Here is a 25350-nt window from a genome sequence, read left to right as displayed (position 1 = left end):
CCCAATCCTTCCTTTTGAACTATTGAGGGGTTTGCGATTTATGGTATACTACTGACGGTAATATTGTATAAAACGGAGGGTAGTTGTGGGAAAACACACTTCTGAACATAAAAATCACGCACAAATTGTCCAGCTGCTTCAAGATGGACATTATTTTTTTCATAAAGGTTTGAAGGCGTATAAAGAACGCAATCTGAAGCGGGCAAGCAAACTGATCCAGCGCGCGGTTCATTTGGAGCCGAAGGATTCAGAGATGCTTTCGCAGCTTGCGGTCATTTATTCTGAGATGGGGCAATACCAGGAATCAAACGATTTGCTTGATTATATTTTGGCGAATCTTGAGACGGAAATGCCGGAATGCCATTATTTTAAAGCAAATAACTTTGCCCATCTGGGACTCTTTCAGGAAGCTTATAAAGAAGCTGCCGCTTATTCAGACGCTGATCCGGACGGTGAGTTTTCCGAAGAGAACGATAGTCTGCTTGAACTGCTTGATTTAGGAGACGGCGGGCCTGAGGATTCTTTATATGATCAGGATGAATTGCTCATCAAACAGGACCGGGCGAAGTCCTTGCTTGAAAGCGGTCAGCTTGCTGAAGCCGTTGCGGCCCTTGAGGAAATCACACACGAATATCCTGAGCTTTGGTCCGCTTATAATAATCTCGCCCTTGCCCACTTTTATTCCGGCAATGTTGTGAAAGCGAAACAAACGGCTTATCAAGTGCTGAATCATAATGAAGGAAATCTTCACGCATTATGTAATCTTCTTGTTTTCTACTATTATGAAAGAGAAGATGAAAAGGTGGCAGAGCTGAGTGATCAGCTTTCAAATGTATATCCAATGTTATTTGAACAGCGCTATAAACTGGGTGCCACTCTGTCGCTTGTCGGCCGGTATGATATCGGGTACAAATGGCTCAGATCACTATATAAAAGCGGTTTTGAAGGAGACGACACATTTTACTACTGGCTCTCGTGCTCTGCTTACTTTACGGACCATAAAGAATTTGCCGAAACGGTATGGAGAAAAGTCGAGTCGCAATATCCAGGAGCAGACCGTCCGGCTCCGTGGATTGAGCGGCGGGAAGTACTTCCTTCGTCAGTAGAACAGCGATTGGCGGCCTATTATATCAGCAGCACCAAGGGTGAAACGGAGCATCTTGAAGCCGTGATACGCTCGAAGCGCATCACCGCTCCTTTTGAAAACCATTTCGTTAAGCTGCTCTTAAACGGAGATTCCGCAGCAGCAGATGTGTCAGAGGATGCGCTTTTTGCTTATCAAACGGTTAAATTGCTGGAAGAAGCAGAACAGGATGAGATGAAAACAGAAGTCATGAGCTGCTGGGTATTCCATGTGATACAGCAAATCCGCGCAGCGGGGCCGCTGAAAAATGTGAGCGGATGGGCTGCGGCTATCTACTATATTTGGAAAGAAGCCCATGGCAAACATGACACCAAAAAAGATACGGCAGCCCAATTTGGCATCTCTCCGGCTACTTTGACGAAATATATGAAATATATTGATGATATTTTAGAATAGTATATTGATGGAGAGTTGATTCGCGGAATCAACTCTCTTTTTGTTCTAAGAAGTATATTAATAAAGTAATGTCGACAGGTTTTTTATCAATTTAAGAAAAATGACAAATGATGTGCAACCTGACATCTGTTTGAAACACAAATGTAATAAAATTTATCGCTAATTTGTCGAAACTTGATGGTATAATGATTCTCGTACATAAGGAATTAGTGTTTTTTACATATGATGTGAAATAAACGCTATACACCCAGATTAAGAGATGCACAGAATAATTAACCATAAACAATCATCATTCCTCGTAGAGTATGAGGAACGAAACTTGATGTTCAAAATACAATTCCAAATGAGAACAGGTTCACAGTAAAAGGGAGGATATAAAAAGTGAGAAAGAGTTTATTGACACTTGGTTTGGCTTCCGTCATCGGGACAAGCAGTTTTTTGATCCCATTTACAAGTAAAACTGCATCGGCGGAAACATTAGATGAAAAGAAACAAAAAATCGAAAGCAAGCAATCTGAGGTTGCTTCCAGCATTGAAGCGAAGGAAAAAGAATTAACTGAACTTCAGGAAAACCAATCAAAGATTGAAAAAGAACTGAAAGACATTAACGCTAAGGCGCTCGATACAAGCAACAAAATCGATGATAAAAAAGAAGAAAACGATAAAACAAAAGAAGAAATCAAAAAACTGAAAAAAGAGATTAAAGAAACAGAAGCACGCATCGAAAAACGCAACGAAATCCTGAAAAAACGCGTTCGTTCTTTACAGGAAAGCGGCGGATCTCAAGGATACATAGATGTACTTTTAGGATCAACGAGCTTTGGTGATTTTATCTCACGTGCGACTGCGGTTTCATCTATTGTGGATGCAGACAAAGATTTAATCAAGCAGCAAGAGCAGGATAAAGCGAAGCTTGAAGACTCTGAAGCGGATCTGAATGATAAGCTGAAAGAAGTACAAGCTGCACTGGCTAAATTAGAAACAATGCAAAAAGATCTTGATAAACAGCTTGATGAAAAAGACAAGCTTTTCGACGAAGCAAAAGAAAGCCAGAAGAAAACGGCTAAAGCGATTTCTGAATTAAAATCAGAAGCAGCTGACCTTGCAAACCAAAAAGCAGATACTGAAGAAGAACAAGCGCGTATCAAAAAACAACAAGAAGCTGCGGCTGCCCTGATCAAAAAGCAAGAAGAAGCACAAAAAGCATCTGATGAAACACAAACAGATGACAGCCAAACGGCTACAACTGAAACAGCAAAAGCAAGCTCATCTGATGATGATTCTTCAGACAACTCTTCTAAGGGTTCATCTAACAGTTCGTCTAACGGCTCATCTTCTAAGAAGAGCAGCAGCTCAAGCAATAACTCAGGCGGCACTGTCATCAGCAACTCAGGCGGAATTGAAGGCGCGATCAGCGTTGGTTCAAGCATTGTCGGACAATCTCCGTACAAGTTTGGCGGCGGACGCTCTCAGTCTGATATCAACAACCGTATTTTTGACTGCTCATCATTCGTTCGCTGGGCTTACGCTTCTGCAGGTGTCAACCTTGGACCTGTCGGCGGAACAACGACTGATACTTTAGTTGGAAGAGGACAAGCTGTAAGCGCGTCAGACATGAAACGCGGAGACTTAGTTTTCTTTGACACATACAAAACAAATGGTCACGTTGGAATCTACTTAGGAAACGGTACGTTCCTTAACGACAATACATCTCATGGTGTATCTGTTGACTCTATGAACAACGTGTACTGGAAAAAAGCATTTAAAGGCGTTGTAAGACGTGTTGTTCAATAATAAATAAGACAAGGGCCTTCTATGGACAGAAGGCTCTTTCTTTATTAAATACATACCCTTTTGAAATACATTTAATCGCATTTCGAAAAAAATGAGCAAAAAAATGGCGTATCACTATGAGATTTTATAGGATATGGGTAAGGAATACGTTTGATGGGGATTCTTATCATATAAGGAAGAGCCCAACTCGAAAAGACGTTTTAAGGAGTGAATGAGTGTGTCAGAAGAAAAAATATATGACGTGATTATTATCGGCGCGGGTCCTGCTGGGATGACGGCCGCTGTATACACATCTAGAGCAAACTTATCGACATTAATGATTGAAAGAGGAATTCCGGGCGGCCAAATGGCAAACACGGAAGATGTGGAGAACTATCCTGGTTTCGAAAGCATCCTCGGACCTGAGCTTTCCAACAAAATGTTTGAACACGCGAAGAAATTCGGCGCGGAATACGCTTATGGCGATATTAAAGAAATTGTGGACGGCAAAGAGTACAAAGTTGTGAAAGCCGGTTCAAAAGAATATAAAGCACGTGCTGTTATCATTGCCGCAGGTGCAGAGTATAAAAAAATCGGCGTACCTGGCGAAAAAGAATTGGGCGGCCGCGGTGTTTCGTATTGTGCAGTATGTGACGGCGCTTTCTTTAAAGGTAAAGAGCTGGTTGTTGTCGGCGGAGGAGACTCAGCGGTTGAAGAAGGCGTGTACTTAACACGTTTCGCTTCAAAAGTAACGATTGTACACAGACGTGACAAACTACGTGCGCAAAGCATTCTCCAAGCGAGAGCGTTTGATAATGAAAAAGTAGATTTCTTATGGAATAAAACCGTGAAGGAAATTCATGAGGAAAACGGCAAAGTCGGCAAAGTGACGCTTGTGGATACGGTAACTGGTGAAGAAAGTGAATTCACAACAGACGGCGTATTCATTTATATCGGTATGCTTCCTCTGTCTAAACCGTTTGAAAACCTTGGCATCACAAATGAAGAAGGCTACATCGAAACCAACGACCGAATGGAAACAAAGGTTGAAGGGATTTTCGCAGCCGGAGACATTCGCGAAAAATCATTGCGCCAAATCGTAACGGCTACAGGTGACGGAAGTATTGCGGCACAAAGCGTACAGCATTATGTCGAAGAGCTCCAGGAAACGCTGAAAACCTTAAAATAAAAAGGGCTGTCATACGAGTTTCACATAACGTTACTGGGTTTTAATTCCGCTGTAACAGTTGTGTAAAACTTATCGGTTATGATTAATAAAGTAATTGACCCCCTTTTTATAATGAATACACTTTTGGCACGGATTCTCCAGTTATCCGTGTCCTTTTTTTGTCCAAAAATAAAAGACAATGTCCTTTCACAATAAAATCATCTGAACGCGGGAAAGAATATGCTGTAAAATAGAAGAAAAGATTGTCAATGTCTCTTCATTGTGAGAGGCATCTTGAAACGGTATAATAAAGAGACGATGACAGGACGAGAAGGTTAGGTGACGTACTTGCAAAGAGTGACAAATTGTGTTCTCAAGGCGGATGACAAAGTTCTTCTTCTTCAAAAGCCAAGACGCGGCTGGTGGGTCGCGCCGGGAGGCAAGATGGAGAGCGGAGAATCAGTCAGGGATTCCGTCATCAGAGAATTCAGAGAAGAGACTGGTATCTATATCATAAATCCTCAGCTAAAAGGCGTTTTTACCTTTATTATTAAAGACGGTGACCACATTGTGTCTGAGTGGATGATGTTTACGTTTGTTGCTGATTCCTATACGGGAGAAAATGTGTCTGAATCAGAAGAAGGCATTTTGCAGTGGCACAATGTGAAGGATATTCAAAACCTGCCTATGGCCCCGGGAGACGGCCATATCCTCGACTTTATGATGAAGGGACAAGGGCTGCTGCACGGCACATTTACGTATACACCGGAGTTTGAGCTGCTCAGTTATCGTTTAGATCCGCAGCACATCAAATAGAAAGACAAGTCAGGGGGGAGAAAGATGAGTGTTAGTGAATCACATGATATTCAGCTTGTCATTATAACCGGTATGTCGGGAGCGGGAAAAACCGTTGCGATTCAAAGCTTTGAAGATCTCGGCTATTTCTGCGTCGATAATCTGCCGCCTTCATTGCTTCCGAAATTTTTAGAGCTGATGAAGGAATCAAATTCGAAAATGAGCAAGGTCGCGCTTGTTATGGATTTGCGCGGCCGTGAATTTTTTGACCGGCTGATTGAGGCGCTGGATGAAATGGCGGAAAATCCGTGGATTACACCGCGAATTTTATTTTTAGACGCGAAGGATTCGATTCTCGTGACAAGATATAAAGAAACGAGACGTTCGCATCCGCTGGCAGTGACTGGTCTTCCGCTCGAAGGCATCGCGCTGGAACGCGAGCTGCTTGAGGAATTAAAAGGCCGCTCTCAAATGATTTATGATACATCAGACATGAAGCCGCGCGATCTGCGCGAGAAAATTGTAAAGCATTTTGCGACAAACCAAGGAGAGACATTTACGGTAAATGTCATGTCATTTGGTTTTAAATACGGTATTCCGATTGATGCCGATCTCGTCTTTGATGTCAGATTTTTGCCGAATCCATATTATATCGAAAGCATGAGGCCGCTGACCGGAAAAGATGAAGAGGTATCCTCTTACGTCATGAAGTGGAATGAAACACAAAAGTTCAATGAAAAATTAATCGATTTACTCAGCTTCATGCTGCCGTCCTACAAAAGAGAAGGAAAGAGCCAGCTCGTCATTGCGATTGGCTGCACAGGGGGCCAGCACCGCTCTGTGACACTTGCCGAGTATTTAGCTGACTATTTCAAAAAGGATTACTATACTCATGTTACTCACCGGGACATTGAAAAGAGAAGCCGGAAATAAAATGGAACAAAAACCGAAAATCGCAATCTTTGGCGGCGGCACGGGCCTTTCTGTATTGCTTCGGGGCTTAAAGCATAAGCCCGTTGATATTACGGCGATTGTCACAGTCGCTGATGACGGAGGTAGCTCGGGGCGGCTGCGGAACGAACTGCAAATCCCGCCACCAGGAGACATCAGAAATGTACTTGCCGCTTTATCCGATGTGGAGCCGCTAGTTGAAGATCTCTTTCAGCACCGCTTTAATAAAGGGAACGACTTAACGGGCCATTCACTCGGAAATTTAATTTTGGCAGCGATGACGAATATAACCGGTGATTTTTTTCACGCTGTCACAGAAATGAGCAAGGTGCTGAATGTAAGAGGAAAGGTGTTGCCGGCAGCCAATGCCAGTGTTGTTCTGCATGCCGAAATGGAGGACGGGCGCGTGGTCTCAGGCGAGTCCACTATTCCGGAGTACGGCCAGCGTATTAAGCGCGTTTTTCTGACGCCTGAAAACATTGATCCGCTGCCGGAAACGATAGGAGTAATCAGGGAAGCGGATCTGATTATTATCGGACCGGGAAGCCTTTATACCAGTATTCTCCCTAATTTGCTCGTCCCGAAAATTGGAGAAGAAGTGATCAAGGCGCCGGCGAAAAAAGTATATATCTGCAATGTGATGACACAGCCCGGAGAAACGCTACATTATACCGCTGCCGATCATGTGAAAGCGCTCAATCAGCATATGGGCTGCGGCTTTATCGATACCATACTGGTTAACAGTGAAGACATTCCTGACGAAATAAAACGTAAGTACGCAGCAGAATCGGCGCGTCCTGTTGATTTTGATATCGAAGAGCTGAAAGCGATGGGGCTTGAAGTTATCAGAGATCAAATCGTAACACATAAAAATGACGTAATTCGTCACGATACACATAAAGTGGCTTCTCTTCTTGTCGATTTACTTAAAGAATGAAGCCTTGAAATGAGGTGGCTATATGTCATTTGCATCGGAAACAAAAAAAGAATTAACGAACCTGGAAGTGAAGGACTGCTGCATTAAGGCAGAGCTGTCTGCACTTATCCGAATGAATGGATCTTTATCATTTGCTAACCGCCATCTCGTACTTGATGTTCAAACTGAAAATGCAGCGATTGCCCGTCGCATCTATACATTGCTGAAAAGACAATATGATGTGTCGGTTGAGCTGCTGGTCAGAAAGAAAATGCGGCTTAAAAAGAATAATGTCTATATTGTGCGTTTTTCAGAGAATGCAAAGTTCATCTTAGAGGATTTAAAAATACTCGGCGAGAATTTTGTGTTTGAGCGAAATATTTCAAAAGAGCTTGTCAAAAAGAGATGCTGCAAACGTTCTTACATGAGAGGGGCATTTTTGGCGGGAGGTTCAGTCAATAACCCGGAAACCTCCTCGTACCATCTAGAAATTTTTTCTCTTTATAAAGAGCATAACGATTCATTATGCGACCTGTTAAATGAGTTTCATTTAAACAGCAAAACGCTCGAACGGAAAAAAGGCTATATCACTTACTTAAAAGAGGCTGAAAAGATTACTGAATTTCTGAACGTAATCGGCGCACATAATTCGCTGCTGCGTTTTGAGGATGTCAGAATCGTCAGAGACATGAGAAATTCGGTTAATCGCCTTGTCAATTGTGAAACAGCCAACTTAAACAAAACCATCGGGGCTTCGCTCAGACAGGTAGAAAATATTAAATACATCGATGAAAGAATCGGCTTGGAGGCGCTTCCTGAAAAACTTCGGGAAATCGCGCAGCTGCGGATTGATTACCAGGAAGTGACGCTGAAAGAGCTGGGGGAAATGGTAGCGAGCGGAAAAATCAGCAAATCAGGGATCAATCACAGGCTGAGAAAGCTTGACGAAATCGCAGAACAGCTGCGGACAGGGCAAACCGTCACTTTAAAATAACCGTAAAGAAAAGGGGAGATCTTATGGTTCAGCAGAAAGTGGAAGTTCGATTAAAGACAGGACTGCAGGCGCGTCCTGCTGCTTTGTTTGTACAAGAAGCAAACCGGTTTACGTCAGATGTGTTTCTTGAGAAGGATGGGAAAAAAGTAAATGCGAAAAGCATCATGGGACTGATGAGCCTTGCAGTAAGCACAGGCACAGAAGTCACATTGGTTGCCGAGGGAGAAGATGAACAAGAGGCGCTGGAAAAGCTTTCGGCGTATGTTCAAGAGGAAGTTTAGGTGATACAAAATGAATGATTTTCTGAAAGACTGTTTTAAGAAAATCGGCTGGAAGAAGGATCATGTCAGCTTCGACGATCTTCCCCTTTTTCTAAAAGCAATGGCGTACCGATACCCTTTTGAAAATCGGGCAGTTCTTGCAAAAGAGAATTATAAGGTAACCAAAGAGGAGCTTTGGCGCCGTCTGATCAAAGAACAGCATGGGGGACTATGCTACGACCTGAATGGTTTTCTTTATTATGTCTTACGCGATGCCGGTTTTCATGTGAAGCTCATCCGCGGAACAGTTTATGCAGGAAAGCAAGAAGAGTGGGCATTAGAAGGAACCCATGCTGCTGTATGGCTGTCGGCAGAAAAGGGAGATTACATTGTTGATATTGGTTTTGGCATCAACCTGGCGCTGGAGCCGATACCGCTTTCCGGAGAAACGGTACAATCTCCTGTGGGAGCATTCCGAATCAAGGAAAAAGCGACGGAAATGGGCACCCATCTTCTGTTGATGGACAAAGGAGAAGGCTGGCAAATCGGTTATGCCTTTACCCTTGATGAAAGTGACGTCCGTGATTTAGACATGATGAAGGATATAATCCACTCTCATGAAAAATCGCCCTTTAATAAATCACTGCTTGCTTCTAAGCTGACCCCGAACGGACGGATCGTCATGTCAGACCGTCATCTTACGATTCAAGAAAATGACGGAGAAGTACAGAAGAGGGACATCACCAGCACGGAGTTCGAAGAGAAACTAAAAGCTCATTTTTTTAAGGGTTAAGCTTGCAGAATGTCTGCAAGCTTTTTTCTTTGGTTTCAGCAGTTTTCACCTTTATGAACACGTATTGATGGCTGCATCAAATGCATCCTCTGGAATAGATACATTTCCATTTTCCTTCTTGTAAGGAATTTGATTGTCTTTCAGGCATTCTTTGTTGTTTTCTGACAGTGTATTTCCCCAGACGATGTATTTGCCTGTATAGTTGGGCTGGCAAGCTGAAAGAGTTGCCGTTATAACCAGCATTATCATCATTTTCTTCAAAGAGACACCTTCCGAATATGAAATATTTTCCTTTCGTATTCTATCATAACGAATGTCGGGTTTCCTATTCCTCCTTCATGCTATAATAATTTTGGAATCTTCTAGAAAAATCACCGTGCTAGACATATAAGGGGGATAAACGTGTATCGGATCTTACTCGTGGAAGATGATGAACGGATTGCTTCATTGCTTGGCGGCCATCTTCAGAAATACGGATATCATATAAAAATAGCTGAAAAGCTGAATGACATAAAGGAAGAATTTGCGGAAATGAAACCGGATCTTGTGCTGCTCGATATTAATCTCCCTTTTTTTGACGGGTTTTATTGGTGCAGGCAAATCCGGACGGTTTCCAATGTTCCGATTATTTTTATCTCGGCGCGGACTGATGAACTGAATCAGGTGATGGCGATTGAGAACGGGGGCGATGACTATATCACAAAGCCGTTTCACTTAGAAGTCGTCATGGCCAAAATCAAAAGCGTACTGCGCCGGACTTATGGTGAGTATTCTCCTTCTTTGTCTCAGGAATCAAGACTGGTGGAGCTTGGCGGTCTAACGATATATCCAGATCAATATGAAGCGGAGTGGAAGAACAGCCGCATCTCGTTTTCACAAAAAGAATTTCAGCTGCTTTCGATTTTCATAAGAGAGCATAAAAAAATTGTCTCGCGTGATGAATTGCTGGAGGCATTATGGGACGACGTTGATTTTGTTGATGATAATACATTAACGGTTAATGTAAACCGGCTGCGGAGAAAGCTGGAGAATGCCGGATTGAAAGACGCCATTGCAACCATCAGGGGCCAGGGCTATGTATTTGAAGTCAATCGGAAGGATGAACGGGAGTGTTAAAGACTTATATAATCGACCGATTAGCCATTATTCTTTTTTCCTTATTAAGCATAGGTGCCGCCATGTTTATTGCATATTTAAGCATTATAGAGAGCGGTGCCGAGCCTTCTTCAGAAAATATGATGTACATATGGGTCCTGCCTGGTGTCCTTTTGGCGGCCGGTTTTACTGCCGATTACATCCGGCAAGTGTCCTTTCTGGCATTTTTGAAAAAACTGGCCGATCAGGCACCCGCTTCGAATGACATAGGGCGGTCGCTTGAAGCCCGCAAGCCAAGAACAAGAGAGCAAGCCCTCTGGACAAAAATGATTAACGCGCTTGGCGATCAATATGCCGGAAAGCTCTCACAATATATCAATAAACAAAAACAGCATTATACATTTACGAATCAATGGATTCACCATATGAAAACACCCGTATCCGTCATTTCCTTAATGATTCAAGAAGGAAAAAACGGGACCGCTTCTTCCTTTCAGACATTTTTAGAGGAGCTGGAAGATGAAAATGAACGGTTTCGCCACGGGCTGGATATGATGCTGCAAACAGCCCGGCTGGAGGAGTTCGCTTTTGATGTAAAACCAGAAACCTTTGATTTGACAGAGCTTGTCCGCTCATTGATCAATCAGGAAAAACGGCAGTTTATTAAACGGCGGCTTTTTCCAAAATTACATGTGCCGTCAAACGCCGTCCAGGTTTCCAGTGATCAAAAGTGGCTCTCCTTTGTTGTGGAGCAAATCCTTTTCAATGCCCTGAAATATTCAAAGCAAGGCGTTGGGGACCATATTACCATCCGGATTGAAACGCAAGGCCATGAAACGCGTTTATCAGTTGCAGATGACGGTATCGGCATCCCGGCGCAGGATCTTCCCCGGATTTTTGATCCGTTTTTTACTGGTGAAAACGGGCGAAGCATGACGCAGGCGACAGGAATGGGCCTATATTTGGCGAAAGAGGTGTGCAGCCAGCTGGGCCATAAACTGTACGCGCAATCAAAAGAGGGAGCGGGCACCGTGATGACAATCGTCTTTTCAAGTGACACTCTGGCGAATGTGACAGCATTGTAAGGTTCGAAAGCGAGATTGAAAGAAAGTTCGATGGGAGGCTGCTGACTTCCTTTTTATAATAAAGAAAAAAGGAGGATCAGAGGCATGAACGTGCTGCAAACAACGAAGCTGTCAAAAACATATTATTCAAATAAAGGAACGATGTCATATCAGGCACTTAGCGATTTTGACCTCAGTGTAAATAAAGGAGAATTTGTCGGCATCATGGGGCCGTCAGGAAGCGGAAAAACCACGCTCCTGAATTTGCTGGCCACCATTGATAAGCCGACCCAGGGCGAGATGATGATCAACGGCATTCAGCCGAAAACGTTAAAGGATCAAGAGATGGCTCTGTTTCGCAGAAGAGAGCTGGGCTTTGTCTTCCAGGACTTTAATCTGCTTGATACGCTGACGATTCGGGAAAATATCCTGCTTCCGCTCGCGTTGGACAAGGTAAAACTGAGTGAAATGGAAAACCGCTTAGATGAACTGGCAGATACATTGCAAATCAAACATATTCTGGACCACCGTACATACGAAGTGTCCGGAGGCCAGCAGCAGCGTGCGGCCTGTGCAAGAGCCATTATTCATAATCCGGCTCTGATATTGGCGGATGAACCGACAGGCAACCTTGATTCAAAATCTGCAAAACAGGTCATGAACACGCTGGCTCAGCTAAATGCTGAAAAGGAAGCAACAATACTATTGGTTACGCATGATGCCACAGCGGCAAGCTTCTGTAAACGGATCGTCTTTATTAAAGACGGAAGATTTTTTTCAGAGATCCGCAGGGGAACGAATCAGCAGGTGTTTTATCAAAGTATCCTGGATACCCTGAGTGTGTTGGGAGGCGATTTTCATGAATTTGAGAACCATCGCCCGTAAGAACATTATTGGGAATCTGCAAAGATATGTTGCTTACTTTTTAAGCTGTGTGTTTGCCGTCTCGGTCTTTTTCGTCTTCACATCTTTTATTTTTCACCCCGATGTGACGGAAGACAATGTGTATGGCGGAAGCCTTGTGAAAACGTGTTTGAGCGCGGCTCTTATCGTCATCATCGTGTTTTGTATATTCTTTATTTCTTATTCAAATTCAGCATTTTTACAAGCGAGAAAGAAAGAGTTCGGCTTGTTTACGCTGTTCGGAACATCAAAGCAGCAGCTCCGAAAGATGATTTATTATGAGCAGTCGCTGATTTCTCTTGCTGCGATTGCGGCCGGTATCGGCACGGGGCTGTTATTTTCAAAACTGTTTTTTATGGTCATGACATGGATGCTCAGTGTGAAGGTGCCGATCTCGTTTGCGATTGTACCGAAAGCATTTGTGCTGACGGCGGTCGGTTTTCTCATATTGTTTCAAGTCCTGCTTATTTTATCGCTGGGGCAGATTCGTAAGCTCGAAATCATAGATTTGATTAAATCAGCTCAAAAACCTAAACATTTACCGGCCTATTCAAAATGGCTCACTGTGCTGTCTTTGCTTTGTCTGGCTGGCGGTTATTATCTGTCTGCCACAGCCAATGCGATCGACATGATGTTTCGTGTCTTTCCGATTTTGATTTTAGTGTTAATCGGCACGTATTTCTTTTTTACACAAAGCAGTGTCGCGTTTTTCCGCATGCTGTACAGAAAGAAACACAGCTTTTACAAAGGAACCAATATCATTGTGCGTTCCAACATGATATTCAGGCTGAAAGATCACGCACGCATGCTGTTTTTAACCTCTGTGATTACAGCAGTCATTTTAACCGCTACAGGTGTGATCTATATGTTTTATGCTGATTTAGAAAGGCAGGAGGAGCAAAGCATTCCTCAATCTGTTGCCTGGGTGGAAAAAGACGCTTCCCGCTTTCAGGTTATGAAGCCTGAGACGGCTGAGAATACATTGAAAAGAGCAGATGCTGAGATTAAATATAAGGTGAATGCCACAGGTATTCCTGTTACATTTCAATCAGACTTGCCGTATGGAAACAGGAAAGCGGAAGCAGAGGCCTTGCTGATCTCAGAGAAAATCTATAATCAAGTCGCAAAGGAAAAAGGTTTTCCCGTTATTCATTTACAAGAAAATGAAGCGTTTATCAATGTTCCGTTTCAAATGATGGTGAAAGATACGTTCGGGGAAGGGGAAAAAGCAGCGTTTCATATGAAGTCAGGAAAATCACTTTCCTATGTCATGAAAAAGCAGCAAAACAAAGGGATATTGATGTCAGTCGGAGGAGTCAGCCGTTTATTGGTTGTCAGCGAAAAAAGCTTTGACAGCCTGACACAGGAGGTGCCGCTGAAGGATCAGACGAGAGTGGTAGGCTATGAGCTTGAGCATTGGCAGGAGACGGTGGACGTCTCTGAGAAGCTTGAAAACATGGTGCCAAAAGAACATACATCTGATTTTCAAACGCGTGCTCCGAGTTTTCAAGTTGTAAAGCAGGGAGTCGCACTAATGCTGTTTATCGGTCTGTTTGTCAGCGTGCTGTTTTTTATCGTTCAAGGGAGCATGCTGTATTTGCGGATGTTTACTGAAATAGAAGATACGAGAGTGCAAGTGTTAGCATTAAAGAGAATGGGGATTACGGACAAAGAGATTCACTCCATCCTTGGAAGACAAATTGGATTTTTGTTCTTCATCCCGTTTATCGCGGGCACGATTCACGCCGGTTTTGCGTATGTGGCGTTAAGCAACATGCTGAATGCTAACTTATTTCTTGAGGCCGTGATTGTCATCTTCATTTATTTTGTGTTCCAGGCTGTTTATTATATCGTCACTCGTCATATTTATAAGCGTGCTGTTCTCCAGCATATGTAATATGAAATCCGGTCTTCATCAGACCGGATTTTTTGTTTTACTGAAATTCTCTTGTCAGATTTTTCGGTGTTTCTCCTTTGATAGCTGCGATCATGTTTTCAGCGGCCTGTTTACACATATTGAAGCGCACTTTCGCCGTTGCTGAGCCAATATGCGGCAGCAGGGTGACATTGTCGAGCTGCAAGAGCGGGTTGTCTTTTGCGACAGGTTCTTCTTCGTACACGTCTAAACCGGCACCGCGAATCCAGCCTTCTTGAAGAGCGCTGATGAGGGCTTTTTCATCAACCGTCTTTCCCCGGGAAATATTGACGAAAATTGCCGAATTCTTCATCAGTTTAAATTCACGTTCCCCGATCATGTGATACGTTTCGTCAGTCAGCGGAGTAATCAGCAGAACAAAATCTGATTGCTCCAGCAGTGTGTCAAGCTCAGCGTATTTGACGCCGATGCTTTCTTCAGTTTCTTGTTTGCGATGGCGGTTATGATAAAGCACGTCCATATCGAAACCGAATTTGGCGCGTCTGGCCGCTTGCTCGCCGATTCTGCCCATGCCGATAATGCCTAATGTTTGATGATGGACGTCAATGCCGAAAAGGTCTTCTTCTTCAACTGTACCCCATTTACCGGCCCGGACGAAACGGTCCAGTTCAGCAACACGTCTGGCCGATGATAGAATTAAAGAAAAGGCCAGATCGGCGACTGTGTCATCCAGTGTATAAGGCGTATGAGTGCCGACGACGCTTTTTTCTTTCATCGCTTCTATATCAAAATTATCGTAGCCGACGGATTGATTGCTGACGACCTTCAGCTTAGGAGCATGTTCAAGCAGCTCACTGTTGATGGACGGCCCAGATGTTCCAGTAGTTAAAAGCCCTTCAGCATCTTTCATTTTTTCGAATAGCACCTCTTGCGGAAGTGTATCCTCCTGCCATATCTCATAGCGGCAATGCTCACTGATCATGTTTTCAATCTCTTCAGGAATCGGTTTGGTGATAAATACAAATGGTTTCAACAAGGCTCCCCCTTTATGGCTGTTGTCTATTTTATTATATCTGAAAGAAATACAAGTTAGAAATATTGCTGCGTTTGTTAAAATTTCTGGTTCTTTTGAACTTAAAATGATCGCGATGACTGAAAAAATAGCAGCCTCTGCTTAAATAAGTTTTTTAATTATCTGAATTCGCCTATATTTTTTGTCAGACAAATCACCAAAATACCAGCAGAACCTGGATTATAGGATTCAATAAATATAAATTTTATTATCTTTGAAAGATATAAATTTTTGAGTTTTTATTTTACAGTCCATTTAGATCGTCTTTTGTTGAAAGCCTTTTCGCGGCCTGTTCCTATGCTATAATTCCTTACTGTAAGCTGGGTAAGAAGGCTTGCAATAACACAGGGATGGGAGATGAATAAAAATGGTTTCTTTAACATCAATTTTGGAACACAATCAGCAATTTGTCAGAGAGAAGAAGTACGAACCCTACAAAACGACAAAATTTCCTTCAAAAAAGCTCGTTATTGTTACCTGTATGGATACAAGACTCACAGAACTTCTTCCGCAAGCAATGGGGCTTAAAAACGGCGATGCTAAGATTGTAAAAAACGCGGGAGCCATCGTTTCTCACCCATTTGGAAGTGTCATGCGCAGCATATTGGTCGCCATTTATGAATTGCAGGCTGAAGAGGTTTGCATAATCGGCCACCATGAATGCGGGATGTCAGGCCTGAATGCGGCCTCGATTCTTGAAAAAGCAAAGGAACGCGGGGTAGAAGCAAGCTGCCTGAGTTTGCTTGATAGCGCCGGATTAGATTTAAAAACCTGGCTGACTGGCTTTCACAGTGTGGAAGAAAGCGTTTCCCACAGTGTCAATCTGATCAAGAATCATCCGCTGCTGCCAAAAAAGCTGCCGGTTCACGGGCTTGTGATACACCCGGAGACAGGCAAACTTGACGTCGTGATTAACGGTTATGAAACTGAGCTCATAAAGACTAATCCATAAGGGAGGTTTTAACAAAATATGCGATTCTCTGGGAGATTCAAGGGATACAATTTGCAGAAATTTCAGAAAGACCTAATTGCAGGTATCGTAGTAGGAGTCGTGGCAATTCCTTTAGGGATGGCGTTTGCCATTGCCTCGGGAGTCGAGCCTGAATACGGGCTGTATACTGTTGTTGTGGCGGGGATCTGTATTTCTTTGTTCGGGGGATCTAAATATCAAATTGGCGGTCCGACAGGCGCGTTTGTCCCGATTTTATTCGGTATTGTGATGCAGTACGGGCTGGAAAATCTGCTGATAGCGGGGTTTATGGCAGGCGTCATGCTGGTGCTGTTCGGATTGTTTAAGCTCGGCAAAATTATGAAGTACGTGCCGAAGCCAGTTATCGTCGGGTTTACGGCTGGAATCGCCGTGTTAATCTTCACTGAACAAATCGCTAATTTTCTCGGTTTGAAAAACGTAGAAAAACATGAGAACTTTCATCACAACATGTTTGAAATTGCACAGAAGCTCGGCACCTTTAACGGATATGCCATTTTGACAGCAGTCATCGGACTTGTCATTTTGCTTGTATCCGCCAAAGTGATGCCAAAGATACCCGGAGCTTTATTGGCTCTTCTCATTTCTACGCTTGTTGCGGTTGTGTTTTTCCCTGACCGCATGGCAACGATTGGCTCAACCTATGGAGATATTCCTCGCCATTTGCCGGAATTTCAGTTTCCAGAGCTGACAATAGATAAAATGGTCATGCTGTTTCCGGCAGCGCTTGTCATCGCGCTTCTTGGCGGTCTCGAATCGATTTTATCCGCGATGGTTGCCGATAATATGAAAGGGTCAAAGCACGACAGCAACAAAGAGCTTGTCGGCCAGGGAATTGCGAATATGGCCGCGCCGCTGTTTGGCGGAATCCCGGCTACCGGAGCGATTGCGCGGACGGCAACCAATATTAAAAACGGAGCGGTTTCACCTGTTTCAGGTGTCGTTCACGGCGTCGTGGTTCTTCTTGTACTGCTTGTATTCGCGCCTTATGCTTCCCATGTTCCGCTTGCAAGTATGGCGCCGATATTGATGGTTGTCGCATGGAATATGAGTGAGCGGAAGGAAGTCGCAAACATGCTGAGATTGAAAAACGCCGATTCCTTCATTTTAGCCGCTACCTTTGTCCTGACGGTTCTGTTTGATTTAATCGTCGGTGTGGCGACCGGATTGCTGCTCGCATTTGTGTTCTTCATCAGAAGAATGAGCGAAGCGACCCGTATTCACAATCAGGAGTCTCATCCAGCTCTTGCGAAAGCGGCTAAGAGGGAGCAGGGGACAGATCCTTCTGTCAGCATGTACTCCATAGAAGGACCGCTGTTTTTCGGATCGATTGATTCGCTTGAATCGTCACTGTTAGAGCATGTACAGAAAAAGCCGAAGACCCTCATTTTACTCATGAATAAAGTGCATTACATGGATACGTCCGCAGAAGCGGTGCTTGTGAACATCATGAACAGAATTAAGCGCCACAACGGAAAACTGATGATCGTAGGGCTGCAGTCTCAGCCTAAAGAGCTCCTGCATAAAACAGGCCTCTTTCACAAAATAGGAAAGCAGCATTTCTTTGATCATCATGATGAAATCACAGGATGAAAAAAACGGCCGACTGCGGCCGTTTTTTTATGCATGCTCAAATCGCTTTGTCAGTTTTTCTTGGTGGGCTTTCATCACGTCTTCTAAAGAAACGCCGTACATATCAGCAAGGATGGCGATATTTCCGATGACGTCTCCCATTTCTTCAATCAATTCTTGTTTTTGCTCAGCTCGTGTCGATTCTTTCTCATCCGGCCGGTCTCTGCCGATTTCATACGCCCTGACAGCCCGTGCCAGCTCTCCGGCTTCCTCCATTAAAAATCCGACTCGAATAAACGGTCCGTATTCCGTCCAGCCCCTTTTTTCGTAAAACTCTCTCATCCATTTTTCAGCATCAGCCAGCTGCAACATCATCACTCCTGCATTCTTTATGTATTTCATATTGATATTATCACATGAAGGTGGGACAATATATAGTGTGTTTTTTGAATGTTAACACGATATATAGATGCGGAGATGACGAAATGAAAACAATTTGTGTATTTGCGGGCTCAAACCCGGGGGGAAATGAAGCGTATAAAAGAAAAGCGACAGAGCTTGGCGTGTATATGGCAGAGCAGGGAATCGGCCTGGTATACGGAGGCTCGCGTGTAGGGTTGATGGGCGCGATTGCCGATGCGTTAATGGAAAACGGCGGCACTGCAATTGGAGTGATGCCAAGCGGCCTGTTCAGCGGAGAGGTTGTCCATCAAAACCTGACAGAGCTGATTGAAGTCAACGGCATGCACGAACGGAAGGCAAAAATGAGCGAACTGGCTGACGGCTATATCGCCATGCCGGGCGGTTTCGGTACATATGAAGAATTATTTGAAGTGCTTTGCTGGGCGCAGATCGGCATTCATCAAAAACCGATCGGACTGTATAATGTCAACGGATATTTTGAACCGATGAAGAAAATGGTCAAGTACAGCATTCAAGAAGGATTTTCTAACGACTCTCATCTTAAACTGATCCACAGCTCTTCACGGCCCGATGAGTTAGTTGAGCAAATGAAGAACTACTCATATCCGATTTTAGAGAAAAAGTGGACAGAAATTTAATGAGACATTCAAAGCTTATATCCGAGTTTTCTCGACAATGTGAGGTTTCCTGAAGGAAATCTCTTTTTTAGTTTCTTTTAGGTTACATAGTATAATTTACTATAATAAATGACTTTTTCACTAGTTTGGACAGGCGTAATAAGCATAGGCGAGGAGGGGATGAAAATGGCAACATTATCAGATGTGGCGAAAAAAGCAAATGTTTCGAAAATGACGGTATCAAGAGTGATCAATCATCCTGAGACGGTGACAGACGAATTAAAAAAACTTGTTCATTCCGCGATGAGAGAGCTGAATTACATCCCTAATTATGCGGCAAGGGCGCTCGTGCAAAACAGAACACAGGTTGTCAAACTGCTGATTCTCGAGGAAATGGATACGACAGAACCGTATTACATGAACCTGTTAACCGGAATCAGCCGGGAGCTGGATCGCCATCATTATGCTTTGCAGCTTGTGACAAGAAATTCTCTTAATATTGGCCAATGTGACGGCATTATTGCCACCGGCTTGAGAAAGAACGATTTTGAAGGTGTGATCAAAGCTTTTGAGAAGCCGCTCGTCGTATTTGGGCAAAATGAAATGGGCTATGACTTTATCGATGTGAATAACGAAAAAGGCACTTTTATGGCAACCCGCCATGTCATGGGACTGGGGAAGCGGGAGGTTGTCTTTTTTGGCATTGATTTAGATGAGCCTTTCGAACGCTCGAGAGAACAGGGGTATATTCGTGCGATGAATGAAAGCTTTAAAAAAACGAATATGTTTCGGATCGATAACAGTTCTAAAAAAAGTGAATGCCTTGCAAGAGAAGTCCTGGAATCCCTGAACAATCAGGCAGCGTTTGTCTGCGCATCCGACCGAATCGCGCTCGGCGTCATTCGTGCGGCGCAATCGCTTGGAAAACGAATTCCGGAAGACGTTGCGGTTACCGGGAATGATGGCGTATTTCTTGATCGCATCTCCTCGCCACGGTTGACTACAGTCAGACAGCCAGTAGTTGAAATGGGTGAGGCCTGTGCGAGAATGCTGCTGAAAAAAATGAATGAAGACGGCGCTCCTCAAGGGCACCTATTTTTTGAGCCGGAGTTAATTGTGCGTGAATCGACTCTGTAAGAGCCTTATTCTGTTATCGGTAACAAGGCAAAAAGGATTGTTCCTGCGATTTCATCATGATACTTTCAAACTTGAGCCGGATATAAAACGGAAATCAAAGGGGGAGACATGATGGAATATGCAGCGATTCATCATCAGCCGTTCAGTTCTGATGCTTATTCTTATGACGGGCGGACAGTGCATATTAAGATTCGGACGAAAAAAGGTGATGCCGATCACATTCGATTGATTTGGGGTGACCCTTATGAGTACAGCGGCGGCAGGTGGTCGGCAAACGAGCAGCCGATGAGGAAGATCGCCGCAACAGACATGCATGATTATTGGTTTGCTGAAGTGGTGCCGCCATTTAGGCGTTTGCAATATGCGTTTGTTGTAACAGACCATCATGAAGACATCTTTTTCGGAAGCTCAGGTGTATGCCCTTATAACGAAAAAACGCTGGAGACGATCCATTATTATTATAAACTTCCATTTGTTCATGATGCCGATACATTCCAAGCGCCTGAGTGGGCAAAAGCAACGGTTTGGTATCAAATTTTTCCGGAGCGTTTTGCAAATGGAAGAGAAGATCTGTCACCGGAGGGTGCGTTACCGTGGGGGAGCAGGGACCCGGACGTAAATGATTTTTTTGGGGGAGATTTGCAAGGGATTATCGATAAGCTTGATTATTTAGAGGATTTAGGGGTTAACGGAATTTATCTAACTCCGATCTTTTCCGCGCCTTCCAATCATAAATACGACACATTGGATTACTATACCATTGATCCGCATTTTGGAGATCCGGAGCTTTTTCGCACATTGGTCAGCCGTCTTCATCAGCGGGGGATGAGAATTATGCTTGATGCTGTTTTTAATCATATAGGCAGCTCTTCTCCGCAGTGGCAGGATGTCGTGAAAAACGGAGCTCAATCCCGCTATAAAGACTGGTTCCATATTCACTCGTTTCCTGTCACAGAAGGCAAATATGATAGGTTTGCGTTTACACCCGAGATGCCAAAGTTAAATACGGCTAATCCCGAGGTACAGAGATATTTGCTTGATATTGCTTTGTACTGGATTCGCGAATTTGACATTGACGGCTGGCGTTTAGACGTGGCAAATGAAGTGGATCACGCTTTTTGGAAGACATTTAAGCAAGCCGTATCAGCAGAAAAGCCTGACGTTTATATTTTGGGGGAAATCTGGCATTCTTCCGAACCTTGGCTTAGAGGAGATGAATTTCATGCGGTGATGAACTATCCTTTTACAGAACCTATGATTGAGTATTTTGCTGACCGGGAGATTCCAGCCTCGCGCATGGCCCACCGGTTAAATGCACATTTGATGACTGGGATGAAGCAGGTCAATGAGGTGATGTTTAATTTACTGGATAGCCATGATACAAAACGTCTTTTGACAAGGTGCCGCAATGACGGAAAAAAAGCACGTGCTTTGCTGGCCTTTATGTTTGCCCAGACAGGTTCACCATGCATCTATTATGGAACGGAAATCGGATTGGACGGCGAAAATGATCCGTTATGCCGGAAATGTATGGTGTGGGAAAAAGAGAAGCAAAACCAAGAGATGCTTACATTTATGAAACGGTTAATTGCTTTACGCAAACAGGAAAACACTTTATTGACTTATGGAGATCTTGAGTGGAATCTGCTGGATGACCAAAACGATTTTATCCGCTTTTCGAGGACGCTCGATGAAAAAAAACTGATTTACTTCTTCAATCAGGGGAACGCGGCTCAACATGTCAGTTTGCGAGATTTGAAAATTGATCGCTATCAGAAAATCTACGATGCGTGGACAGAGCAGCCGCTTCATTATGAAGATGTGATTGCCGTTCAGCCGGGGGAATTTTTTATTTTGGGTGCTGCTGACACTGTATAAATTCTGTTATCGGTAACAAGCTGAAACTTCTTGTAACCGCTTTCGAGAGAACAATACAATTGTTATAGATTCATCAATAAAAGGGGGAAAAGAGATGGCAGTTTTTAAAAAGGGCTTCGCCTTATTGGCGGCATCAGTCCTGACATTCGGCCTTGCCGCCTGCTCAAATTCAAAAGATCCGGCAAGCTCGGACGGTAAAAAGGTACTGACTGTGTCTGTCGAAGAAACCTATAAAGAATACATTGAAAGCATCAAAGCAAAGTTTGAAAAAGAGAATGATGTCACAATAAAAGTCGTTGAAAAGCAAATGTTCGATCAATTGGAAGCGCTTCCCCTTGATGGCCCGGCGGGGAACGCACCTGATGTTATGCTAGCAGCGTACGACCGGATCGGCGGTTTGGGCCAGCAAGGACATTTGCTTGACGTTAAGCCATCTAACACAAAAAGTTTTGGCGATAAAGAAATGCAGCAGGTGACAATTGACGGCAAGGTGTATGGAATGCCGCTAGTCATTGAAACACTTGTTTTATACTACAACAAAGATCTTTTAAAAACAGCGCCAAAAACATTTAAAGACCTTGAAAAATTAGCGGAGGATTCCCGCTTTGCGTTTGCTTCGGAAAAAGGAAAATCAACCGGATTTTTAGCGAAATGGACTGACTTTTATATGTCGTACGGTTTATTGGCAGGTTACGGCGGATATGTATTTGGAAAAAATGGCACAGATTCCGGGGACATCGGCCTGAACAATAAAGGGGCAGTAGAAGCTGTGAAGTATGCGGAGAAATGGTTTAAAACCTATTGGCCAAAAGGCATGCAAGACAATTCAAGCGCCGACGATTTTATTCAGCAGATGTTTATAGATGGCAAAGCGGCTGCTATCATCGGCGGACCTTGGTCAGCTGCCAACTATAAAGAGGCTAAATTAAACTACGGAGCGGCTCCTATCCCGACATTGCCAAACGGAGAAGAATATGCCCCTTTTGCCGGCGGCAAGGGCTGGGTTGCTTCAAAATATACAAAAGAACCCGAACTGGCTGAAAAATGGCTTGAGTATGCTACAAATGACGCCAATGCTTACGTTTTTTATGAGGATACAAACGAAGTTCCGGCCAACACAGCTGCAAGAAAGAAAGCGGATGAGCAAAAAAATGAGCTCACGTCAGCTGTGATTAGACAATATGAAACAGCGACACCGACTCCGAATATTCCGGAAATGGCTGAGGTATGGACTGGAGCGGAAAGTTTGATTTTTGATGCAGCTTCAGGAAAAAAAGCGGCACAACAATCAGCGGATGATGCTGTAAACGTTATGAAGGAAAATATAAAAGAAAAGTATGTGAAATAAAACGGCGGGACAGCGTCCGGAAGAATAGAGGGCGAAAAAATGAATAAACACCACACACTTGCAAAGCAAATACGAAAGGCAGGGCTTTTATCGGTCATTCCAGGGCTTGGGCAGATGGCGAATCAGCAGTTTTCAAAGGGGATCTTGTTTCTGGCCATCACAGGTTTGTTTGTTTTTGAATTATGCGTTTTCGGTATTCAGGCGCTAACCGGATTGATGACATTGGGAAGTGTTCCCGGTGAGGATCACTCACTGTTTATGCTGATTGAAGGCACGCTGCAATTGATCGTGACAGTGATTTTCCTCATGTTCTATATCTTTAATATTTTTGATTCGCGTAAGACCGCCGCTATGAAAGCGGCGGGTTTGAAGGTCAATACAACGGCCAGGGACATGATCTGTCATGCGGGAGATAAAGGGTTTCCATATTTATTTACACTGCCGGCATATATCATGATGGTGTTTGTGATTATTTTTCCGGTTTTGGTGACTCTGTTTGTTGCATTAACAAACTATGATTTTTATCATATTCCGCCTAATCGTCTGATTGACTGGGTCGGTTTTAAAAATTTTTTGAATATTTTTTTCCTCGGCTCCTATCGTGAAACATTTGTGAATGTACTGGGCTGGACGATCATCTGGACAATCTGTGCGACAACGCTGCAAATCATTTTGGGTATCTTGACGGCCCTTTTCGTCAATCAGGATTTTATAAAAGGCAAGCGGATATATCGAATGATCTTCTTATTTCCATGGGCTGTTCCGGCTTTTATTACAATCATGAGTTTTTCCAACATTTTTAACGACAGCATAGGAGCGATGAATGCACAGGTGATTCCATTATTGAATCACCTGCCGTTTGTAGAGCTGCCGGCGATCGCGTGGAAGACCGATCCTTTCTGGACGAAGACGGCCCTCATTATGATTCAGACCTGGCTCGGTTTTCCTTATATTTATGTCATGGTAACAGGCGTGCTTCAGGCGATTCCAGGTGAACTGTATGAAGCGGCAAAGATTGACGGGGCCACGTTTCTTCAGCGTTTTAAACATATTACTTTCCCGATGATTTTATTTGCGACAGCACCCGTGATGATTACCCAGTATACGTTTAATTTCAATAATTTCTCGATCATCTACTTATTTAATGAGGGAGGACCGGGCAGCGCGGGAGCGGGCGCCGGGTCGACCGATATTTTAATTTCTTGGATTTATAAACTGACAACAGGCACATCACCGCAATATTCTGTTGCGGCGGCTGTTACACTGTTAATTTCTTTCATTGTCATTGGAATTTCCCTGATTGCTTTTAAAAAATCGAATGCCTTTGGCAATGAGGAGGTTATGTAGGTGAACGCGAGAACTGCCAGAATGCTTAATAGGATTTGTACCTATTTATTTTTGACGCTTTTAAGTATCGTCATTCTGTATCCGCTGCTGATTACCGCATCATCCGCTTTCCGTGTAGGGAATGTGGCGGCTTTTCAGCTTGATTTTTCGGGTTCTTGGACTTTGGACCATTTTAAGCGGCTATTTGACGAGACGCTTTATCTTCATTGGTATGGCAATACACTAATCATCGCGCTATCGGTCATGGTGTTGCAGGTTACGATTGTGACACTTGCCGGGTATACGTACAGCCGCTATCGGTTTGCAGGCAGAAAAAAGAGCCTGGTATTCTTTTTAATCATTCAAATGGTGCCGACGATGGCAGCGCTGACTGCTTTTTACGTCCTGGCCATGCTGATAGGCGCACTCGATCAATACTGGTTTTTAACAGCGATTTATATCGGCGGCGGAATTCCGATGAACACGTGGCTGATGAAGGGTTATTTTGATACTGTACCGAGAGAAATTGATGAAGCAGCGCGAATTGATGGAGCCGGACATCTGAGGATTTTCGCTTCAATTGTTTTGCCGCTTGTTAAGCCGATGCTTGCGGTACAAGCGCTTTGGGCATTTATGGCACCGTTTGGCGACTATTTGCTGGCAAAGTTTTTGCTTCGCACACCGGAAAGACTGACCATCGCTGTGGGGCTGCAATCATTCATTTCAAACCCGCAGCAGCAAAAAGTCGCCCTGTTTGCGGCAGGAGCGATACTTGCCGCACTGCCGATATGCATTTTGTTCTTTTTTCTCCAAAAGAACTTTGTGTCCGGGCTGACAGCCGGCGGGACAAAGGGGTAGTTC

The 25350-nt window shown here is 43.8% G+C and carries 24 protein-coding genes; 21 read left to right on the top strand and 3 right to left on the bottom strand.

All coding sequences use genetic code 11. The features are described 5' to 3' along the window. Positions 1 to 85: 85 nt before the first annotated feature. From P3L57_RS17290 to P3L57_RS17250, 9 genes are all read left to right on the top strand, one after another. Positions 86 to 1540: a tetratricopeptide repeat protein gene (locus tag P3L57_RS17290; RefSeq protein ID WP_059334993.1), complete on the top strand. Its 1455-nt coding sequence runs from the start codon at positions 86 to 88 to the stop codon at positions 1538 to 1540. Positions 1541 to 1921: 381 nt separating this feature from the next. After that, entirely contained in the window at positions 1922 to 3334 is a 1413-nt protein-coding gene (gene cwlO / locus P3L57_RS17285) for a peptidoglycan DL-endopeptidase CwlO (protein WP_059334991.1), read from the top strand. Between the two features lie 217 nt (positions 3335 to 3551). Continuing rightward, positions 3552 to 4502: a thioredoxin-disulfide reductase gene (trxB, locus tag P3L57_RS17280; protein ID WP_044159317.1), complete on the top strand. Its 951-nt coding sequence runs from the start codon at positions 3552 to 3554 to the stop codon at positions 4500 to 4502. 318 nt (positions 4503 to 4820) lie between these two features. Next, the gene (locus P3L57_RS17275) at positions 4821 to 5297 is read left to right on the top strand and encodes an 8-oxo-dGTP diphosphatase (RefSeq protein ID WP_081638370.1); all 477 of its coding nucleotides are present in this window, start codon (positions 4821 to 4823) and stop codon (positions 5295 to 5297) included. Positions 5298 to 5321: 24 nt separating this feature from the next. After that, entirely contained in the window at positions 5322 to 6209 is an 888-nt protein-coding gene (rapZ, locus tag P3L57_RS17270) for an RNase adapter RapZ (protein WP_059334990.1), read from the top strand. A gap of 1 nt (position 6210) precedes the next feature. Next, the gene (gene mgfK / locus P3L57_RS17265; RefSeq protein WP_069487010.1) at positions 6211 to 7164 is read left to right on the top strand and encodes a gluconeogenesis morphogenetic factor; all 954 of its coding nucleotides are present in this window, start codon (positions 6211 to 6213) and stop codon (positions 7162 to 7164) included. A 22-nt stretch (positions 7165 to 7186) separates the two neighbouring features. Then, complete coding sequence (gene whiA, locus P3L57_RS17260; RefSeq protein WP_024122966.1) at positions 7187 to 8137, top strand: DNA-binding protein WhiA; 951 nt, start codon at positions 7187 to 7189, stop codon at positions 8135 to 8137. Positions 8138 to 8160: 23 nt separating this feature from the next. Beyond that, the gene (locus P3L57_RS17255) at positions 8161 to 8418 is read left to right on the top strand and encodes an HPr family phosphocarrier protein (protein WP_069486870.1); all 258 of its coding nucleotides are present in this window, start codon (positions 8161 to 8163) and stop codon (positions 8416 to 8418) included. 10 nt (positions 8419 to 8428) lie between these two features. Continuing rightward, positions 8429 to 9190 carry an arylamine N-acetyltransferase family protein gene (locus P3L57_RS17250; protein ID WP_069486871.1) on the top strand — a complete coding sequence of 254 codons (762 nt, stop codon included), beginning with the start codon at positions 8429 to 8431 and terminating at the stop codon, positions 9188 to 9190. A gap of 51 nt (positions 9191 to 9241) precedes the next feature. On the opposite strand, the gene P3L57_RS17245 is transcribed toward P3L57_RS17250, so the two are convergent. Further along, positions 9242 to 9451 carry a hypothetical protein gene (locus P3L57_RS17245; RefSeq protein WP_059292476.1) on the bottom strand — a complete coding sequence of 70 codons (210 nt, stop codon included), beginning with the start codon at positions 9449 to 9451 and terminating at the stop codon, positions 9242 to 9244. Positions 9452 to 9592: 141 nt separating this feature from the next. On the opposite strand from P3L57_RS17245, the gene P3L57_RS17240 reads away from it, so the two are divergent. The 4 genes from P3L57_RS17240 to P3L57_RS17225 all read left to right on the top strand — a co-directional run bounded on the left by P3L57_RS17240 (position 9593) and on the right by P3L57_RS17225 (position 14149). Further along, positions 9593 to 10306, top strand: a complete 714-nt coding sequence (locus tag P3L57_RS17240; RefSeq protein ID WP_069486872.1) for a response regulator transcription factor — start codon at positions 9593 to 9595, stop codon at positions 10304 to 10306. After that, positions 10300 to 11370 (top strand): HAMP domain-containing histidine kinase, encoded by a 1071-nt coding sequence (locus P3L57_RS17235; RefSeq protein ID WP_069486873.1) that lies wholly within the window; start codon positions 10300 to 10302, stop codon positions 11368 to 11370. Before P3L57_RS17240 ends, P3L57_RS17235 begins: the two co-directional genes overlap by 7 nt. A gap of 84 nt (positions 11371 to 11454) precedes the next feature. Next, positions 11455 to 12234, top strand: coding sequence for a lantibiotic ABC transporter ATP-binding protein PsdA (gene psdA / locus P3L57_RS17230; protein ID WP_044159302.1), 780 nt, complete (start codon positions 11455 to 11457; stop codon positions 12232 to 12234). Continuing rightward, the gene (locus P3L57_RS17225; protein WP_069486874.1) at positions 12209 to 14149 is read left to right on the top strand and encodes an FtsX-like permease family protein; all 1941 of its coding nucleotides are present in this window, start codon (positions 12209 to 12211) and stop codon (positions 14147 to 14149) included. Before psdA ends, P3L57_RS17225 begins: the two co-directional genes overlap by 26 nt. A 37-nt stretch (positions 14150 to 14186) precedes the next feature. Here P3L57_RS17225 and P3L57_RS17220 read toward each other — a convergent pair whose 3' ends face one another. Next, positions 14187 to 15164, bottom strand: coding sequence for a 2-hydroxyacid dehydrogenase (locus tag P3L57_RS17220; protein ID WP_083244497.1), 978 nt, complete (start codon positions 15162 to 15164; stop codon positions 14187 to 14189). A gap of 403 nt (positions 15165 to 15567) precedes the next feature. Here P3L57_RS17220 and P3L57_RS17215 point away from each other — a divergent pair, with 403 nt between their 5' ends. Together P3L57_RS17215 and P3L57_RS17210 are read left to right on the top strand one after the other, a co-directional pair. Then, positions 15568 to 16152: a beta-class carbonic anhydrase gene (locus P3L57_RS17215; protein WP_044159292.1), complete on the top strand. Its 585-nt coding sequence runs from the start codon at positions 15568 to 15570 to the stop codon at positions 16150 to 16152. Positions 16153 to 16170: 18 nt separating this feature from the next. Then, positions 16171 to 17781, top strand: a complete 1611-nt coding sequence (locus P3L57_RS17210; RefSeq protein WP_059353602.1) for a SulP family inorganic anion transporter — start codon at positions 16171 to 16173, stop codon at positions 17779 to 17781. A gap of 27 nt (positions 17782 to 17808) precedes the next feature. Here P3L57_RS17210 and P3L57_RS17205 read toward each other — a convergent pair whose 3' ends face one another. Then, the gene (locus P3L57_RS17205) at positions 17809 to 18129 is read right to left on the bottom strand and encodes a MazG nucleotide pyrophosphohydrolase domain-containing protein (protein ID WP_059292481.1); all 321 of its coding nucleotides are present in this window, start codon (positions 18127 to 18129) and stop codon (positions 17809 to 17811) included. Between the two features lie 116 nt (positions 18130 to 18245). On the opposite strand from P3L57_RS17205, the gene P3L57_RS17200 reads away from it, so the two are divergent. From P3L57_RS17200 to mdxG, 6 genes are all read left to right on the top strand, one after another. Then, positions 18246 to 18821 carry an LOG family protein gene (locus tag P3L57_RS17200; protein ID WP_069486876.1) on the top strand — a complete coding sequence of 192 codons (576 nt, stop codon included), beginning with the start codon at positions 18246 to 18248 and terminating at the stop codon, positions 18819 to 18821. Between the two features lie 165 nt (positions 18822 to 18986). Next, on the top strand, positions 18987 to 19937 hold the full coding sequence (locus tag P3L57_RS17195; protein ID WP_059292482.1) for a LacI family DNA-binding transcriptional regulator: 951 nt from the start codon (positions 18987 to 18989) through the stop codon (positions 19935 to 19937). A gap of 108 nt (positions 19938 to 20045) precedes the next feature. Beyond that, complete coding sequence (locus P3L57_RS17190) at positions 20046 to 21815, top strand: glycoside hydrolase family 13 protein (RefSeq protein WP_069486877.1); 1770 nt, start codon at positions 20046 to 20048, stop codon at positions 21813 to 21815. 94 nt (positions 21816 to 21909) lie between these two features. Beyond that, a complete protein-coding gene (locus tag P3L57_RS17185; RefSeq protein ID WP_044159279.1) occupies positions 21910 to 23163 on the top strand; it encodes a maltodextrin ABC transporter substrate-binding protein in 1254 nt (417 codons plus the stop codon). A 39-nt stretch (positions 23164 to 23202) separates the two neighbouring features. Continuing rightward, positions 23203 to 24510 (top strand): maltodextrin ABC transporter permease MdxF, encoded by a 1308-nt coding sequence (gene mdxF, locus P3L57_RS17180; protein ID WP_044159277.1) that lies wholly within the window; start codon positions 23203 to 23205, stop codon positions 24508 to 24510. Beyond that, positions 24511 to 25347: a maltodextrin ABC transporter permease MdxG gene (gene mdxG, locus P3L57_RS17175; protein ID WP_082687833.1), complete on the top strand. Its 837-nt coding sequence runs from the start codon at positions 24511 to 24513 to the stop codon at positions 25345 to 25347. The last annotated feature ends 3 nt before the right edge of the window (positions 25348 to 25350 follow it).

The sequence above is a fragment of the Bacillus sp. B28 genome, from assembly GCF_029536185.1.
Taxonomy (GTDB): Bacteria; Bacillota; Bacilli; order Bacillales; family Bacillaceae; genus Bacillus; species Bacillus halotolerans.
Note: the sequence above shows the minus strand (reverse complement) of the source record. Positions and strands in the feature narration are given on the sequence as shown.